The organism is Sporosarcina aquimarina, assembly GCF_033253705.1.
GTDB classification, from domain to species: Bacteria; Bacillota; Bacilli; order Bacillales_A; family Planococcaceae; genus Sporosarcina; species Sporosarcina aquimarina.
This window is the reverse complement of record NZ_JAUBDH010000001.1, coordinates 1-18,246: the sequence shown is the minus strand read 5'-3', so window position 1 is coordinate 18,246 and position 18,246 is coordinate 1. Positions and strand designations below refer to the sequence as shown.

The window sequence follows — 18,246 nt, the reverse complement described above, 5'->3', positions numbered from 1 at the left end:
TGACTTCTTATAAAAGAATACCTCCTGGCACTTTGCTGGGAGCTGTATTTTTTTCTGCACTGTTTTTTTTAAGTACTATCTATTTAAATACATCATGATATGCAAGGAGTAGACCTATGAAAAAAAAGCTTTTTCTATTAATAACTTTATCCGTCATTGCCAGTGTAATAGTGGCCTGTTCGAATACAGAGAAGGCTTTAGAAAAAAACAGCAACACAACTAAGAAGAATGATTCACTGACTCTAGCCATTGGCGGTGAGCCCGAAGAAGGCTTCGACCCGACAACAGGATGGGGTCACTATGGCTCTCCTCTCTTTCAAAGTACGTTAGTGACATTCGATAAGGATTTTAAAGTACAAAACGATTTGGCTACATCCTACAACGTCAGCGAAGACGGTAAACTATGGACAATACGTATTCGGGATGACGTCAAGTTTTCCGACGGTGAGCCACTGACAGCCAAGGATGTTGCCTTCACGTTTGAAACAGCAAAAAACAGTGGATCCGTAGTCGATTTGACGAACCTAGAAAAAGTAGAAGAAATAGATAAAAGCACAATCACTTTCACATTAAGAGAACCTAACTCTACATTCCTTTATTCGCTTGCTACAATGGGAATCGTCCCTGAACACGCTTATGACGATTCGTATCGTACACATCCAATTGGATCAGGGCCATTCGAGCTAGTCCAGTGGAATAAGGGTCAGCAATTGATCGTTCAGGCAAATCCTCTTTATTACGGAGATAAGCCTTATTTCAAGAAACTTACATTCCTCTTTCTGTCAGAAGATGCGGCTTTTGCAGCTGCGAAGTCAGGACAAGCAGACATTGTCTCTGTTACACCTTCTTTTGCTAAACAAGAAGTTCCAAACATGTCGCTTGTACAACTAGATAGCGTTGATAACCGTGGGATCGTTCTACCCTATGTTCCTTCCGGGGAAAAAACAGCAGATGGAGATCCGATTGGCAACGATGTTACGGCGGATAAGGCAATCCGTAAAGCACTTAACATCGCAATCAACCGACAAGATCTAGTAGACGGAGTCCTTGAAGGCTTTGGAACGAAAGCCTTTACTGTAGCAGATCATTTGCCATGGTGGAATTCTGAAACGGTTATAGAAGATGGAAATCTAGAAGAAGCAAAGAAACTTCTCGATGCCGCTGGCTGGAAAGAAAACAAAGACGGAATCCGAGTAAAAGATGGGATGGAAGCTGCACTTACTTTGTATTACCCTGCAGATGACCAAATCCGTCAATCCTTGTCCCTCGCTTTCTCCGACGCTATGAAGCCACTTGGCATCGACATCACCACCAAAGGAGAAAACTGGAACGAACTCGTTCATGTTATGTATTCGAATCCTGTCATGATGGGATGGGGCAGTAATAGCCCGCTCGAAATGTATAATATATACAGCAGCACGACAAAGGGCCAAGATTTTTACAATACCAACTATTATTCAAACCCAAAAGTTGATGAATACATGGAAAAAGCGATGAACTCCCAAGATCCAAATGAAGCAAATGAGTATTGGAAAAAAGCACAGTGGGACGGCTCAACCGGCTTTTCGGCTAAAGGAGATACACCATGGGTTTGGCTGCTTAATATGAAACACCTCTACTTCGTGCGAGATGATTTAGAAATCGGACCACAAAAAATCCAACCACATGGACATGGCTGGCCAATGACTGATTACATTTCACAATGGCATTGGAAAAAGTAGAAAGAGGGATATACTTTGTATGCCAAAAAAGGAACTTTATTCATCGTAAAAAATACACTTAAGCTAGCATCTCTCTTAGTTGCAGTCAGTATTATCTCGTTCACACTTGTTAGCCATTCACCTATGGATCCTATCCAATCCTATATTGGTGCGGATATGACAAGTGTCAGTCCTGAGCAGCGGGAAAACATCGCTGCCTATTGGGGATTGAACGATACGAATACAACACGATTTTTCCATTGGGCGAAAGCAGTTTTACATGGAAATCTTGGTACCTCATTAACCTTTCGAATTCCTGTTACCGATGTAATTGCTGAACGCTTTTTCGCTTCTCTCGCTTTAATGGGGCTTGCATGGGCGATATCTGGAATTCTTGGCTATCTACTTGGCATCATCGCTGGAATGCGAAAAGGTACTTGGGTAGATACGGCGATAAAAGGACTCTGCTTCACTATCGCTTCCACGCCCGCATTCTGGCTTGGCTTACTTTTATTAATGTGCTTTTCAGTATGGTTAGGCTGGTTTCCTATAGGACTTGCCACGCCTTCCGGTATATTGAATGAGGATGTAACTATTTACGAACGAATTAGACATTTGTTTTTACCTGCACTAACACTAAGCATTGTAGGGGTTTCAAATGTCGCGTTACATACTAGGCAAAAATTGATTGATGTACTGGATAGTGAATTTATCCGTTTTGCTAAAGCGAAAGGAGAACGTTCCCTATCCTTACTTTGGCGACATGGAATTAGAAATATTTCGTTGCCGGCTATTTCCTTACATTTTGCATCGTTTGGCGAACTGTTCGGCGGAGCGGTCTTGGCAGAACAGGTATTTTCCTATCCTGGCCTTGGCCAGGCCGTCGTACAAGCAGGTCTTGGCGGTGACGTACCTCTTCTTTTAGGTATCGTCCTCTTTAGTACATTATTCGTATTTGTCGGCAATTTGATTGCGGACCTGTTGTATCAAGTGATTGATCCGAGGGTAAGAAGGAGAAGAACCACATGAGCGTCTCAAACAACATCATACGAAAAAGAAAGAACATGTGGAGTCTGAGAGTGAAATCTACTGTCGTCATCTCGATATCAATCTCGATATTGGCAGGAATGCTGATTAGCAGTTTATTTATAACTCCTAACAAATTGGGCGTCGATTTACAGTTTAGAAATATCCCTCCCTCATTGGAACACCTTTTCGGGACGGACTGGCTCGGACGCGACATGCTTGCGCGAACACTTAAAGGACTGTCCTTAAGTTTTAGCGTTGGTTTACTATCTGTTCTCATCAGCAGTTTCATAGCGCTACTATTAAGCTTGCTCACTCTGACTAACAGAGCGGTCGATGCCTGTGTGACTTGGTTAATAGACTTGTTCCTAAGCGTGCCGCATCTAGTCCTACTACTGCTGATAGCCTTTACGCTCGGAGGTGGTTTTAAAGGCGTTGTCATTGGTCTCGCAGTAACGCATTGGCCAAGCCTGACCCGGTTGTTACGAGCAGAAGTCTTGCAGATTAATTCCACTGAGTATGTCGCGATTTCACAGAAGCTAGGCAAAACCAAAACATGGGTTGCCGTACACCATGTGTTGCCTCATTTGCTTCCACAGTTACTAATTGGGGCCATTTTATTGTTTCCACACGCTATTTTACATGAAGCAGCTATTACCTTCCTTGGATTCGGATTATCGCCGGAAACACCGGCAGTAGGCATCATCTTGTCGGAGGCCATGCGCTATTTATCGACCGGTATGTGGTGGCTGGCACTCTTTCCTGGACTTTCACTTTTAGCTATGGTCGGGATCTTCGACATACTCGGACGTCAACTCCAAAAATGGATTGACCCATTTTCAGGAAATCACTTATAAAGGATAGACTTAGAGTTGGAAGGAGGCTAATAGGATGATTGAACAAAAGCATCATCCATTGATGGAAGTACGTCAGTTATCTTTAAGTTTTCTTCAATATGGTAAAGGGTTGCGTGAGATGCGGACGCAAGCAATTACGAACTTCGATATGACAATTCATCGTGGAGAAATTGTCGCAGTTGTCGGTGCAAGCGGTTCAGGTAAAAGCCTTCTTGCCAACGCTATCTTAGGGATATTACCGAAAAACGCGGAGCTTGGTGGGAAATTATACTTTGAAAGCGAAGAGCTAACTGCTGAAAAACAGATTCGGTTACGCGGGAAGGACATCTTCCTTATCCCGCAATCCGTTAATGCTTTAGATCCATTAATGAAGACTGGTAAACAGGTCGAAGTAGTTATCAAAAATAAAAACAGGAAAAGCATTAGGCGAAACATTTTCGAAAGCCTTGGTCTGCCACCTAAAACCGAAAACCTCTATCCATTCGAATTGTCCGGTGGCATGGCTAGAAGGGTGCTTGTTTCGATGGCCATGGCAAGTGAGGCAAAGCTGATCATTGCTGATGAACCCACACCCGGGTTAGATAGTGAGGCACGCAACGAAACCCTTACACTCATCAAACACCTCTCTAATTCCGGAAAAGGCGTCATGTTCATTACCCATGATCTCGATGCAGCGCAAAGTATTGCCGATAAAGTCGCAGTCTTTTATGCGGGACAAACCCTAGAGGTCGCAGATGCAAAAGACTTTTCCGGTAATGGAAAATCACTTAGACACCCCTACTCAAGAGCACTTTGGAACGCATTACCGCAAAACAGCTTTCTCCCGACCTCCGAAGTACAACAATTTACTGGGCAGTCACCCACTGGATGTCTGTATAGATCCCACTGTCCATTATCAACCGATCTCTGCGCACAGCAGCAACCCGAAGCAAGGATGGTTGATGGCGGCATGGTGAGGTGCTTCCATGCTTAAGGTCGAAGGACTAAGTTATCGCCATACAGGACGTCCATGGTTGTTTCGAAATATAACCTTGAACATTGCGCCAGGCGAGATTATAGGTCTGTATGGAAAAAGTGGTTCTGGGAAGACTACTTTGGCCCAAGTTATAGCGAATTACTTAAAACCTGATGAAGGTACCGTAAGGATGGATCAACAAAAACTGAACTCCACACGTCCATTTCCTGTGCAATTGGTCTGGCAGCATCCCGAAAAAGCAATTAATCCAAAATGGAAAATGAAGAAAGTCCTTTCTGAAGCTGGAGATGTAGATCCTCAGATTTTGGATGCTTTAGGGATTGCTTCCTCATGGATGACACGCTATCCGAGTGAACTATCCGGCGGTGAATTACAGCGTTTTTGTGTTGCTCGTGCACTTGGACCCCATACACATTATTTAATTGCCGATGAGATGACAACTATGTTAGATGCAATCACTCAAGCGCAAATTTGGCACACCATTCTTGACCTAGCTAAGAAGCGCTCTATTGGAGTGCTGGTCATAAGCCATGACCAACAGTTATTAGAAAGATTATGTGATTGTGTAATCGATTTCAATCAGTTGCACTAAAGTTATCAGTTATTTATACTTCACGTTATAAGGGAATGAGGATTAGTCCATTTTCAGGAGGTGTTTAGAATTGGTTGATGATTTTGAAGTAGAAATGATTTATGATAATCGCACGTATGAGAGAAATCAATTCAGTTTTTCTCTCAATGGCAAGGAATACAAAGGGGATTACCTGGAAGGTAAAATCCATTGGCTTAACCCGGACCCTAAACAGGATTTAGATGATGAACAGTTAATGTGGGTGGAATCCGAGGTGCACAGACTATTAAATGAAAACAATGACGAGGATGCTGTTGAAGAATTTAATGAATTTGAAGTGACACCCATGTTTAATGAGCAAGTCCATGAAGCCCATCAGTTCAAACTATTAATTGACGGTGAGGAATACAAAGGGTTGATGCGTCATGGGAAGCTGGAATGGTTCCATCCAAAGCCGCGGCGCAAAATCAACAGCGCCAAGGTCGAAAAAATCGAGAAACAAGTGCAAAAGAAAATGAAGGATCATTTAGATGATACTAATTAGGACATACAAAAAAGATCAGTGATGAGGCCTTGACCGGCTTTGTTCGCTGATTTTTTTGGTCGTCTCCCTTACAATTGCCCGCAAATGTGGTTTTCTATAAGGACCATTACATTATCGGGGTCTCGGGTATTCTTATTTCACGATTCACATAAATTGCTTTAATGAGACGGGATGACAATAATTTCTGAACAGTCATTCCTCGAAGCTCCAAAGCCACACCGTTAAAGCTTCGTTTATAACTCTCGATAATTGCATATGGATATTGCTTTTCTCCCAAGAACTTATTTAGTTCCTCTAGAAAGTCTCGATGACTTTGCTCAACTTGTTCAGTTGCTTTTTCCAGTGACAATAGCGGATTCTTTATAATGGCCACATGGGCAGGACTTATTCTAAATTCAATTATGATTTGTACAAATTCTTTCGTATGCAAATCCACATTTGGGTCAATATATATCAAAATACTCATCCCCTTTTATCTACTCAAGTTGAGTCCAGTTAAGATGTATATCCGTAAATTCCGCCCAATCTTCTAAGAGCTTGTTCAATAAATCCATTTTCCGCATAAGAGGCAATCGCTCCTGAAGAAAATCTTTCCTCTCGAATCATTTGGGTCATGATTGCTTTCAATAAATCGGCACTTGCGGTTGGAATACTTCCCCTTATCTTTTCTACAGAGGTAATCCCATGTGTACTTAACGTGCCTCCATAATCCGAGTCAACGAAACCAGAATCATAGAAAGAGCTAACGAACTCGTTGATCTTTTCCACATAACTCGCATGAAACAAGCTACTACCTTCTGTGATAGTCTTCAAATTTTCATCTGCCCGTTTTTCGAAGTATGGCAAGTATGAGTAAAGTTTACGATACTGTTCCATCCTGATCCTCTCCATTCCTATTATAGTGTTTACTGCCCATCTTATATCTATTGTAATGATGTCTTATAAGCAAGTTCTTAAATAGTGAATTTATTTATTTGGATTATTAGGTTGTGCTGTTAGTTTACACCACCTGCTATATAGGACCCTCCTGGCAATCTATGAGATACTTATGTTAGTAAAAAGTACGGCACTATACGTACCATGAGGTGCCCCGGGAACTCTGCCATTGAAAAAATTGCTGCTACCACCATGAGGAGGATTTTTTATGAAACGATTATTAGACTGCACAGCTTCCGATTTTCAAAAAATGAACGGACAAGAGTTGAAGCAATCAATAAAAGCATGTGAAGGAAGAGTGATGCTATCGGAGACGATGTCATCTGTAGCCCCCCTATATCCAGGTATCACAAATGCTGAACTTGCTGCATCCTTTGGTGCGGATTTATTATTATTGAATGTATTTGATGTGTTCAATCCTGCTGTAGAAGGATACGAATGTGTGAGGAAAGAATCCATCATTCATAAGATGAAAGAATTAACAGGGCGTCCAATTGGTTTGAATTTGGAGCCGATTGACCTGAATGCCCCACAAATTGAAATGTTAAATACGGTCTCTAAAGGCAGAACAGCTTCCGAAGAAACGTTAAAAGAAGCAAAGAAACTAGGTTTCGACTTTGTCTGTTTGACAGGGAATCCCAAGACTGGCGTGACAAACGAAGAAACAGTCGTTGCCATTAAGAAAGCACGAGAGATTTTTGGAGAAGAGGGCTTGATTATCGCTGGAAAAATGCACGGGGCTGGTGTCGCTAACGAAACCGGTAGCGGAATTGTTTCAGAAGCCGCCCTTTCATGTTTCATTGAAGCAGGCGCTGATGTTATTTTAATGCCTGCTCCAGGAACTGTGCCAGGAATTACTGTAGATACGGCTGAAAACTACGTTCGTTTTGTCCATTCAAAAGGTGCGTTAGCCATGCTCACAATAGGCACTAGTCAAGAAGGTGCGGACGAAGCAACGATTCGACAAATTGCTTTAAATAGTAAAATGGCTGGTGCAGATATTTATCATATCGGTGATACCGGTTATTATGGCATTGCCGTTCCTGAAAATATCATGACCTACTCAATCGCCATTAGAGGAAGAAGGCATACTTATGTTCGAATGGCGTCCTCTGTGATGCGATAAAAGAAGAATACTAGATCTCGGTCCCTCCACGTTTGAATTACCTGTTTCTAAGGCCGTCTGGATGCAAGAAAAGGACATTCCTGCATTTAATTCCGGGGGTTGACAAGCCGACATCTGTAAATTTTGCATTATCCGCTATCAATTGGGGTACTTCACCTTTTGAGTTTGCCATTAGCGACGCTGGATTTAATAAATTTGTTGCTTCGGCTGTAATCGTCCCGAAAAAAACTTAGCCTAAGACAGCATGATGGCTGCTTTTTGTCATTGCAATAACAATAGCTTTCCGGATTTCTATATGAGATAATTAGAACAAGCGTACTAACAATGAGATGAGGTGTTTGGATGAAGCCCGTGATTCTCGCCGAGAAGCCAAGTCAGGCAAAAGCTTACGCAGATGCCTTCAAAACGCGCAAGCACGAGGGCTATATGGAAATTCACCCGTGTCCGACGTTTCCGGAGGGGGCTTTTTTGACGTGGGGTGTCGGGCATCTTGTGGAATTGAAAGAACCCCATGCCTATAATCCTTCATGGAAACGCTGGTCACTAGGGAGTTTGCCGATTTTACCTGAGCACTATGAATTCCAAGTCTCGAAGGGTAAATTCAAGCAGTTTCAAGTTGTAAAAAAGCTCATTAAAAGTACAGATACCGTCATTAACGCATGTGACGTAGATCGCGAAGGGTCAAATATCTTCTATAGCATTTACGATCAGACAGGTGCACGCGGTCAAACGATAAAGAGGCTGTGGATCAATTCCCTGGAAGCCGATGAAGTAATCAAAGGGTTTGAGAACTTACGAGATAATAAGAAAGATTTGCAGATGTATGAAGAAGCCAAGTCCCGCCAGATCAGTGACTGGCTCGTTGGGATGAATGGCTCACGGTTGTATACATTGTTATTGAAAGCAAAAGGCATTGAAGAAGTGTTCCCGATTGGACGGGTGCAATCACCGACGGTGTATTTGATTTATCAGCGGCAGTGTGAAATTGAGACGTTTGTTTCTGAACCATTTTTTGAGGCAGAAGCGTTATTTACTGCTGCGAACGGGACGTATAAAGGGAAAGCCAAATTGAAGGAGCCGAAGCGGGAACTGATCGCAGAAGCGCTAAATAGTCGTGGAATCACAAAGCGGTCCCCTGGTACGATTACAGAGCTGAAGACGACCGATAAACGCATGCCGCCGCCACAGCTGCACTCGCTTTCAACATTGCAGGCAACTGCAAATCGCCGCTGGAAAGCAAGTCCTGCAACAGTTTTGAAAACAATGCAGACGCTATATGAGAAGAAACTCGTGTCGTATCCGCGGACAGACACACGGCACATCACGCCGAGTGAATTCAATTACCTGGCATCATCGGTTGAAAAATACCAAGAACTCATTGGACAGTCATTCGAAATCGCTTCAAAGACACCTAAAAAGCGCTTCGTCGACAGCTCCAAAGTTCAGGAGCACTATGCCATTATCCCGACAAAAAAGGTTCCAACCGCAGCCGCAATTGCTAGATTGTCACCATTGGAAAAAAATTTGTACGAGGAAGTGGTGCGGACTGCGCTCGCGATGTTCCATCGGGATTATTTATATACAGAAACCAAAGTGACAACAGACGTCAATGGACTCCCCTTCTTTACAACTGGGAAAACGGAAGTGGACAAAGGCTGGAAAGAGCTCTTTGCTGCACCCGCTAAAAAAGGAAAAGAAGCGGACGAGCCCGCCCTTCCTCCTCTCGAAAAAAGTGAAACGGTGCAAAGTGAAATTGGGATTAAAGAAGGCGCCACTCAGCCGCCAAAACCGTACACTGAAGGACAGCTGATCGCGATGATGAAAACATGCGGTAAGCTCGTCGAAGACCAGACCGAGACAGATATTTTAAAAGAAATTGAGGGGCTTGGTACGGAAGCGACTCGAAGTAACATTATCGAAACGATCAAAAAGCATGGTTATATTTCGGTAACCAAAAACATTGTCTCCATTACCGATAAAGGCCGCGTCCTCTGTCAGGCGATCGAGGGCAGTTTGCTCGCAAGCCCTTCGATGACAGCAAAATGGGAAACTTACTTGAAAAAGATCGGCAATGGTGAAGGGACCGGACAACACTTTTTAGGCAGCGTGTCGAAATTCATCTATAAGCTGCTTGAAGACGTTCCGGTTCAACTGGAACAGCAAAAAATCGATATCGTACTGCCTCCGTCGAAGTCATCCAGCCGCAAATCGTACACCGCTACTGAAGTAGCACCCTGTCCGAAGTGTGGAAATGGCATGATTGTCGCGCGCAAAGAGTTTTTCGGCTGCAGTAATTACAAAAATGGCTGCAAGCAGACGTTTCCTGGCCTGTTCTTGAAAAAGAAACTGACCCAAGCCCAAGTTAAACTGCTTTGTACAAAGGGTAAAACGAATGTCATTAAAGGGTTCACAAATTCAAGCGGTCAAAAATTCGATGCCATGCTCGAATTGAAGGAAGGTAAATTGAATTTAGTATTTGTGTAAACAAAAAATGGAAAGCACTCGCGCTATGAGTGGCTTTCCATTTTTCGTTCATTTATTACAAAACAGGTGATAGCAGACGCGAAATACCTTCTTTGAATCTGATGAGAAGCGAACGCTCTGCATAACGTTCTGGTGTCAGTTCCGAACTGACTTCCATGTCTTTAAAGAATAACTCAGATAGTCGTTTTGCTACTTTTTCATCGTAGACAATCGCACTCACTTCAAAATTCAAATGAAAACTGCGAGAATCGATGTTCATCGTCCCTACTGCTGCTAGCTCATCGTCAACAACGATTGTCTTGGCATGTAAAAAACCATTTTCATAGAGTAAAATCTTTGCGCCATAATCCAGCAAATCCCCTGCATATGTCCACGTTGCCCAATAGACAAACGGGTGATCTGGCTTGCACGGAATCATAATCTTCACATCTACTCCAGATAACAACGCAATTTTACATGCGTCCATAAAGCTCGTATCTGGAATGAAATACGGTGTTTGGATGTAGACCCTTTTTTTCGCGGATAAAATTAGTTTAATGTACATGTTTTTCAAATGCTCTGTAACGGAATCCGGTCCACTGGAAACTACCTGAATCGGACTGGTACCTTGTTGTGGCACTTCGCTGAATGTATACTCTCCCCACTCGCCTGGCTTGTTATTCCCGGCACGATGCCAATCCAGTATGAATTTCCCTTGAATGTGATGGACGGCTTTTCCTTTGATGCGCAGGTGCGTATCCCGCCAGTATCCAAACTTTTTGTCTAGACCCAGGTACTCGTCTCCTACATTGAATCCGCCAATGTAGGCAATGCGTCCGTCAATAATCACTAATTTACGGTGATTCCGATTGTTCACACGGAAATTAACTACCCTGAAGAGTGAAGGGAAGAATACTTCAACTTCTCCACCGGCGGCACGCAGTTCATCGAAAAACTTTGGCGGTGTTTTTTTGGATCCGACTTCATCGTAAAGAAGACGAATTTTAACTCCTGCTTTAGCACGCTCTGTCAACGCATCACGCAGCCTGGCCCCTAGTTCGTCTGCCTGAATGATGTAATACTGAACATTGACTTCCTTTTCAGCTGCTTGGATATCCGCAATTAGCGTATCAAACTTGTGATGCCCGTCATCAAAAATTGTAACGTCATTATCCATCGATAAAAGAGCATCCGATGATACCAAATTCATCCGAATCAATTCTTCATGACTCTTCAGCAATGGCAGTTGTTGTAACTTCTCTACATAGTGTGGTGATAGCTGCTGATTCACTTCTGTATTAATTGCATGTCGTTCTTCGTCCGTCAGCTTATAAAAGTTTTTCTGCTTCATATTTCTACCAAGGAATAGGTATATGAAAAATCCAACAATCGGGATGAATACCAAAACTAATACCCAAGCCCACGTATTGCCGATGTCTCGTCTTTCGAAAAACAGAACGCCCGCCAACAAAATTAGGTTGATGATCGTGGTAATGGATAGGATCATTGTAATTATATTTCCAAACTCCATAATCACACCTTCTTTCCTGATTTGTTTTCAAAAAGATTTCTTCATCTTACTTTCATTTCATATAGGTTTATTTGTTTAGAAAGTAGTCTTCACTATACCATGTACCCATTGAAAAGAAACAGCATGCTTTTTATGTTTAGATAGTATCTTAAATTAGTGATTGTCCAGTAAATCAATTATAATAAGTTTCACTCAACTGCTAGTAACTGTTTAACAGAGGTTGGAGGACATACCGCCACATTATATGAAAGAGGTTTTTGAATGGTACAGAAACAGTATGAATACTTAGCGGATAACCCGAATGTCAAAGTACTTCCTATTATGTTAACGCTTATTATCGGGGCATTTTTCGCTATTTTAAACGAAACACTATTAAATATTGCACTCGTAACTCTCATGGATCAGTTTTCAATTTCGTTGACAGCTGTCCAATGGATGGCGACTGGATTCATGCTCGTCATGGCCATAGTCATTCCGATTTCCGCGCTGCTGCTTCAATGGTTTACAACGAGACAGCTTTTCCTAGGAACGATGGCTGTGTTCACGCTTGGTACAATAATTTGTGCGAGTGCCCCTACATTTTCTATCTTACTTGTTGGCCGGTTAATACAAGCTGTCGGAACTGGATTATTGATGCCGATTATTTTTAACGTTTTTCTATTAATTTATCCACCTGAACGACGCGGAAAAGTGATGGGGATGATTGGTCTGGTCATAATGTTTGCTCCTGCAATCGGACCAACATTGTCAGGAGTTATTGTTGAATACTTTGGCTGGCGCTATTTGTTTATCATGGTCATTCCGTTTGCGCTATTCTCAATCGGCTTTGCCTATAAGTATTTAGTCAATGTGTCAGAGGTGACGAAGCCCAAAATCGACTTCCTTTCTCTCTTGTTCTCGACAATCGGTTTTGGATCCATTGTCTATGGATTCAGTTCCGTCGGAGAAAGTAAGGATGGATTTGCGAGTCCGATCGTTTGGCTGTTCATCGGCATAGGGGTTATCGGCATCGCGTTATTTGTTTGGCGTCAGTTGAAGCTTGAAGAACCGATTATGAATATGCGGGTATTCCGATATCCGATGTTTTCACACGCAGTTGTGATGTTTTTGATCATCATTATGGCGATGTTCGCTTCGGAAATCATTTTGCCAATTTATATGCAAGGTCCTTTAGCTTTAACAGCAGCAACAGCTGGATTGGTTTTACTGCCAGGCAGTATTTTAAACGGAATCATGTCGCCTTTCATGGGTGCTTTGTTCGATAAATTCGGACCTCGGGTGCTAATGATTCCTGCAACACTCGTGTTGAGCGGTACAATGTTCATGATGAGTCAATTACGCGTCGATACGCCTATTTGGGTGGTCGTTGTGAGCTATATCCTTATCATGCTCTCTGTTTCCGCCATCATGATGCCTGCTGAAACGAACGGATTGAATCAGCTGCCAAAACGTCTATATCCGCATGGAACGGCAGTAATGTCTACGTTGCAACCAGTTGCCGGTGCGATTGGCGTATCGGTTTTCATCAGCATTATGAATGCAAAGCAGCTGCACGTTTTACAAAAGTCATCGACACCAACAGATCCTGAGACGATCAATCTAGCGTTAGTATCGGGTGTTGAATTGGTATACTTCATAGCCTTTGCAATGTCCCTTGTTGCAGTTATTCTCTCGTTTGTTGTGTACCGTGCGAAACCGAGTGATGATTCAGAGCGTATTGAGCTTCCCTGAAATCCTATCCCTCAAGTAACAGCTATCCGAAAATCGGATAGCTGTTTTTTTATCTATTTATAGAAAAAGTGTTTGACTAGATTATGAAAAATATGTAAGTAAGTGAGTGATAAATATTCTGCTTTAAAGTTTAATTGCCATTAGAACTTTTAGAATGTGATTTTACATACTAAATATACAAAAAGCCGTTCCTATGTCCAGGAACGGCTTTACAGCTTCAATTACCATTTTTCTTTACGGTCAATAAGAAAGGTCATCACAACAAATAATGCAAAGGCGAGTAGTAAGATTGTGCCGCCTACGATGTAGAAGACGAGTGCAAATGTCTCGTTAATATTAAACGGCTGAATGAACTGCAGCCACATACCCGCAGTCAATCCGATTGATCCGATAATTGCTGTCCACCCGTGAACTGCAACGAGTTTTGTTGCACGAACACGGTAAATTTTATAAAACACGCCCCATGAAAAGACAGACAGCCAGCCGACCAACAGAATATGTGCGTGAATAGGTTTAAATGCATACGATCCTGACCCCGCCATATGTGAACCAAGTACCGTTCCAACCAATCCAAATATCGCAGCGATTCGTATTAAGCGTATACTCCATTTTTCCTGCATATTGCATTCCTCCTGTGTCGTTCTAATTATCTTAATCATACCTATCCAACATGAACGCAACATGTACAGGACATTACAATTTAGGCAGCGAGACGGTAAACACTGTTCCTATCCCCTTCTCACTTGTAACGGTAATTCCGCCATTATGAAGTTCAATTACTTGCTGAACAATGGATAACCCGAGTCCTGTCCCTTCAGCAGCAATCGTTCGAGAATCATCTTCTCGATAGAACCTATTGAAGATGTGCGATAAGTTTTCTTCCGCAATGCCAATTCCGGAGTCACCGATTTTTACAATTATAGTGGTTTCATCCGAATCTAAAGAAACATTGATGGTCCCGTAATCTGGTGTATACTTCAACGCGTTGGACAGCAAGTTCTCCCATACCTTTTCCAGGAAAGCAGGATCACCCGTCAGCTCGGCATCCTCGATTTCCATAGACAGGGAAATTTGTTTTTCCTCAAGAAGCCATCGGTATTTACGTACTGTCTCTCTTAGCTGCTCACTAACATCATAGGTCACAGGTTTTAACGGACTCATCATCTGATCAAGCGACGTCAACAGCAGCAACTGTTTAGTTAAAGAAGACAACCGATCTGTCTCTGATTGAATTACTTTTGCATACCCTGCCCGTTCTTCAGCTGAGAGCGTTTCGTCTAATAATAAACCAGCATACCCCTTAATGTTCAACAATGGTGATTGAAAGTCATGGGATACATCACTAATGAACTTCTTGCGTATCAAATCATTCTCTCCAAGCCGCTCAGTCATCTTTTGAAAGCTCTCCGCTAGTTGTCCAATCTCATCTTTTTGGTGAATTTGTAAAATACCGCTGAATTCTTCTTTACCAACTTTCTTTGTGGCAAGAGTTAACTGCGTGATTGGCCGTATTAACCGCTTCGCAACAATCAACATAGCCAGTAAACTTGCAATTGCCATTACAATCACCATTCCACCGAGTAAATAATGTACCTCTGTGAACAATAACTTTATATCCGGTCTGAGAAATAGTGCATACTCCTGACCTTTATATTTAAATGGAACTCCAACTGTATTCGCGGTTTCATCCGAAAAAAAACCAGTGACAAAAGTTTCGGTCGGGAAGTTTTTCATGCCGTGATAGGCTTGTCCATGAAGTACATCCTGCACATCTTTTTCATCCAAGTTATCTACACGAAACTCTTGACCGTAGCGCCGTCCTTCCAAATCTTCATTCACTAGTAATAACTTATATCCCGCTGCAGCTTGAGTTTTTAAATATAGATTCAGGTCGTCAGGCTCACTTTGCTCGATATAACTTGTAAGCTGCCGGACGATGTTCATGTTTTTTTCATCATTTGACCCTTTCAAGTTTTGATGATAATACGTGTTGACCGCTAGAAACGCTGTTAACGCACTGAATATCATAATCCCTGCCGTGTACAGTAAAAACTTGCCGTAAAGGGATCTCATACCCCACCTGTATCCAGCTTATAACCAACACCGCGTATCGTAACAATATTCACCTTTTCAGGGAGTCCTTCAAGCTTGTCCCTTAATCGCTTAATATGAACGTTCAACGTTTGTTCGTCTCCATCGTAATCGTAGCCCCATACACGCTCCAACAGAACTTCCCGAGTAAATACCTGATTGGCGCGTGATGCAAGAACGGACAACAATTCAAACTCTTTCAGTGGGAGTAACAATACCTTTTTCCCAATGGATACTTCATAGGTCTGACGATTAATCGATAATGGCCCCGCTTGGATGAAAACATCAACAGCCTTATCATAACGACGCAAAATTGCGCGGATTCGAAATAATAATTCCTTTGGCTCGAAAGGTTTTACCAGATAATCATCAGAACCCGCAAGAAACCCTTTCTCCTTATCTTCAAGTTCTCCTTTTGCCGTAAGTAGTAATACCGGGATGTCCCATTCAGATCGAAGTTTTTTAGTTAACGTAAAGCCATCCATCTCTGGCATCATAACGTCTACTACAGCTAGGTCTGGTACCTCCCGATCCATAAGTTCCAAAGCTTCTTTTCCATTCCTTGCTGTAATTACTTTATAGCTCGCTGCTGCTAGCGTGATACGTACGAGCTCTAATATATTCGGATCATCGTCAACCGCTACTATAGTTAACATCTATTTCACACCTCTCGTTTTTACTTTGCTCCACTCTGCATTTAACAATCCAGACACTAAAATAATAACTGCAGTCATGTAAAACCAGATGACCAGCATGATAATTCCAGATAACTGACCATATAATCTCTTATAATCGACTGCGGTCACCCATCCACCAAATAGATAAGAAAACAGCTGCCACCCTATAGTTGACAGAATCGCACCCGGTAACGCCTTTCGAAATGAAACCTTGCCACTGGGAACAATTGTATAGAAGAGAAGGAAAAAGACAAATAAAAACAATGTACCAAGACCCCATTTCACTTTGGGCCATAAGAATAACCATCCTTGCCAATCATCCAGACGATCATAGTAAGACACAACCTGATGAAGTATGTTCTCGATAAATGGAAGCAGCAGAGAAAGTGGCACGACTAACATGAACAACAACGTCACACCCAAGTCCCGAATTAGCGATAGCCAAAACCCCCTCTTTCGAATATACCCGTTGGCCAGGTCGAGTGAACGGGCCAATGATTGTACCGTCACCGATGATAACCAAAACGCACCTATTAAACTGAGATACAGCCATTTCCCTTTCCCATTCCGCAGAACTTCCCGGACATTATCCTCGATTAGCTGAAATGATTGATCCGGTATGAACGGTCTAAGAAAACGAAACAATATCTCTTCATTTACGGGAAACAAATTAAGTAAAGACAACATGAAAATGAAGAACGGCAGCATGGATAACAACAAATAATAAGCAGTTTGTGCAGCTTGGTCATAGAACCGTTCATTCACAAACCTCTTTAAGACCTTAAGTCCGATTTTCATGATCTTTCTCCTTTTCAATATCTGATTAATACGTACTGTTACTATAATATTTTTCTAGCTATTCATTATAAAATCTAGTTACATTTTCATTATTGATATTGTATGTTCTGCCCATTGCCTAATTTTCATACCTTTAACTCTATAATCGTCTGAGAACTTTTAAAATTTCTCGATAGTTCAAGACTCTATCGTCCCCTCTATGACCCTATGCTACTAAACTTGAAGAATTAACTACTATAGATAAATTGCTTGTGCGTATTGTACATTTGTCATCCTGAATCATCTTGTCTCTTCTACGCTACATCAATATAGTAGACCGTCCCAGTAGTACACACTGTCATACTATCGTGCTCTTGATTTATTTCGAGTGTTTGTTCTAGTGATGAATTGCTTTGTACTGTTTTTAAGCCAAAAGGAAATGTATAGTACGACGGGGAGGGTATGTAATCCAAAACTTTGAATGTTATTAATTCTCATGATACCAAAATTCAACGTGGCTCTGAAATTTAATATCTTAATGGTTGTCGAAAATGAGATATGCAGGGGATAGGACGAGATCTCTTTATGTTAACAAGGCACTGAAATGTATTTCCTATTGTATAAATAAAATCCAAGGGAAATTATAGTAAAGAATCACTTGAACTTAACCAAACTGTCCGCTTTTTTAAAATCGACTATCAGGTACATAATCTTTAAGCTCAAGGATCTCCCGTAATTAGGTGTAAATAAAAAAACGAGTTAAGGATCAATATCCTTAACTCGTTTTTAAAATTGCCCGGCAACGTCCTACTCTCACAGGGGGAAGCCCCCTACTACCATCGGCGCTGAAGAACTTAACTTCCGTGTTCGGTATGGGAACGGGTGTGACCTCTTCGCCATCATTACCAGACAACTGAGCTTGTTCGCTCAAAACTGGATAAAACCAACATTGAATTCGTATCAAGACCACCTTGCGGTGCTTTAACTTATATGTCCAGCTCCAGCAGCCAGTCTCTCGGTCATAAGTCAGCTTGCCTGTGCGGCACAAATCGCCGCTTCGTCAATCTGTCTTATGCCTACGAGCCTAAACGGCTGCTTCCGCTTTTCGAATTTGGATAAGTCCTCGATCGATTAGTATCTGTCAGCTCCACATGTCGCCATGCTTCCACACCAGACCTATCCACCTCATCATCTTTGAGGGATCTTACTTACTTGCGTAATGGGAAATCTCATCTTGAGG

16 protein-coding genes and 2 rRNA genes are annotated in these 18,246 nt (G+C 42.1%); 9 read left to right on the top strand and 9 right to left on the bottom strand.

All coding sequences use genetic code 11. The features are described 5' to 3' along the window. The first annotated feature begins 116 nt into the window (after window positions 1-116). The 6 genes from QT716_RS00090 (at window position 117) to QT716_RS00065 (ending at window position 5,674) form a co-directional block, all read left to right on the top strand. Window positions 117-1,721 carry an ABC transporter substrate-binding protein gene (locus tag QT716_RS00090; RefSeq protein WP_317933629.1) on the top strand — a complete coding sequence of 535 codons (1,605 nt, stop codon included), beginning with the start codon at window positions 117-119 and terminating at the stop codon, window positions 1,719-1,721. A gap of 15 nt (window positions 1,722-1,736) precedes the next feature. Beyond that, on the top strand, window positions 1,737-2,729 hold the full coding sequence (locus tag QT716_RS00085; protein WP_317933627.1) for an ABC transporter permease: 993 nt from the start codon (window positions 1,737-1,739) through the stop codon (window positions 2,727-2,729). Next, window positions 2,726-3,583: an ABC transporter permease gene (locus tag QT716_RS00080; RefSeq protein WP_317933626.1), complete on the top strand. Its 858-nt coding sequence runs from the start codon at window positions 2,726-2,728 to the stop codon at window positions 3,581-3,583. The genes QT716_RS00085 and QT716_RS00080 overlap by 4 nt, the downstream gene beginning before the upstream one ends. Before the next feature lie 34 nt (window positions 3,584-3,617). Further along, window positions 3,618-4,556: an ABC transporter ATP-binding protein gene (locus QT716_RS00075; protein ID WP_317933625.1), complete on the top strand. Its 939-nt coding sequence runs from the start codon at window positions 3,618-3,620 to the stop codon at window positions 4,554-4,556. Then, window positions 4,549-5,151 carry an ABC transporter ATP-binding protein gene (locus QT716_RS00070; protein WP_317933624.1) on the top strand — a complete coding sequence of 201 codons (603 nt, stop codon included), beginning with the start codon at window positions 4,549-4,551 and terminating at the stop codon, window positions 5,149-5,151. Before QT716_RS00075 ends, QT716_RS00070 begins: the two co-directional genes overlap by 8 nt. Window positions 5,152-5,221: 70 nt before the next feature. Then, window positions 5,222-5,674 carry a DUF5342 family protein gene (locus QT716_RS00065; protein ID WP_317933623.1) on the top strand — a complete coding sequence of 151 codons (453 nt, stop codon included), beginning with the start codon at window positions 5,222-5,224 and terminating at the stop codon, window positions 5,672-5,674. Between the two features lie 106 nt (window positions 5,675-5,780). On the opposite strand, the gene QT716_RS00060 is transcribed toward QT716_RS00065, so the two are convergent. Further along, window positions 5,781-6,131 (bottom strand): protease inhibitor I9 family protein, encoded by a 351-nt coding sequence (locus QT716_RS00060; protein ID WP_317933622.1) that lies wholly within the window; start codon window positions 6,129-6,131, stop codon window positions 5,781-5,783. Window positions 6,132-6,169: 38 nt separating this feature from the next. Next, window positions 6,170-6,550 carry a DUF6508 domain-containing protein gene (locus tag QT716_RS00055; RefSeq protein WP_317933621.1) on the bottom strand — a complete coding sequence of 127 codons (381 nt, stop codon included), beginning with the start codon at window positions 6,548-6,550 and terminating at the stop codon, window positions 6,170-6,172. 268 nt (window positions 6,551-6,818) lie between these two features. Here QT716_RS00055 and QT716_RS00050 point away from each other — a divergent pair, with 268 nt between their 5' ends. Further along, a complete protein-coding gene (locus QT716_RS00050) occupies window positions 6,819-7,736 on the top strand; it encodes a DUF7916 family protein (protein WP_317933620.1) in 918 nt (305 codons plus the stop codon). Window positions 7,737-8,078: 342 nt separating this feature from the next. Further along, entirely contained in the window at window positions 8,079-10,220 is a 2,142-nt protein-coding gene (locus QT716_RS00045) for a type IA DNA topoisomerase (protein WP_317933619.1), read from the top strand. Between the two features lie 55 nt (window positions 10,221-10,275). Here QT716_RS00045 and cls read toward each other — a convergent pair whose 3' ends face one another. Then, window positions 10,276-11,730, bottom strand: coding sequence for a cardiolipin synthase (cls, locus tag QT716_RS00040; protein WP_317933618.1), 1,455 nt, complete (start codon window positions 11,728-11,730; stop codon window positions 10,276-10,278). A 261-nt stretch (window positions 11,731-11,991) separates the two neighbouring features. Between cls and QT716_RS00035 the strand changes: the two genes are divergently transcribed. Next, the gene (locus QT716_RS00035) at window positions 11,992-13,461 is read left to right on the top strand and encodes an MDR family MFS transporter (RefSeq protein ID WP_317933617.1); all 1,470 of its coding nucleotides are present in this window, start codon (window positions 11,992-11,994) and stop codon (window positions 13,459-13,461) included. Window positions 13,462-13,682: 221 nt separating this feature from the next. Here QT716_RS00035 and QT716_RS00030 read toward each other — a convergent pair whose 3' ends face one another. From QT716_RS00030 to QT716_RS00005, 6 genes are all read right to left on the bottom strand, one after another. After that, a complete protein-coding gene (locus QT716_RS00030; RefSeq protein WP_317933616.1) occupies window positions 13,683-14,081 on the bottom strand; it encodes a hypothetical protein in 399 nt (132 codons plus the stop codon). A gap of 73 nt (window positions 14,082-14,154) precedes the next feature. Further along, window positions 14,155-15,534, bottom strand: coding sequence for a sensor histidine kinase (locus QT716_RS00025; protein ID WP_317933615.1), 1,380 nt, complete (start codon window positions 15,532-15,534; stop codon window positions 14,155-14,157). After that, window positions 15,531-16,208: a response regulator transcription factor gene (locus QT716_RS00020; RefSeq protein ID WP_317933614.1), complete on the bottom strand. Its 678-nt coding sequence runs from the start codon at window positions 16,206-16,208 to the stop codon at window positions 15,531-15,533. The genes QT716_RS00025 and QT716_RS00020 overlap by 4 nt, the downstream gene beginning before the upstream one ends. After that, window positions 16,209-17,027: a YihY/virulence factor BrkB family protein gene (locus QT716_RS00015; protein WP_317933613.1), complete on the bottom strand. Its 819-nt coding sequence runs from the start codon at window positions 17,025-17,027 to the stop codon at window positions 16,209-16,211. Between the two features lie 773 nt (window positions 17,028-17,800). Continuing rightward, window positions 17,801-17,916 (bottom strand): 5S ribosomal RNA (rrf, locus tag QT716_RS00010). Between the two features lie 201 nt (window positions 17,917-18,117). Next, a 23S ribosomal RNA gene (locus QT716_RS00005) occupies window positions 18,118-18,246 on the bottom strand; the annotation flags it as partial.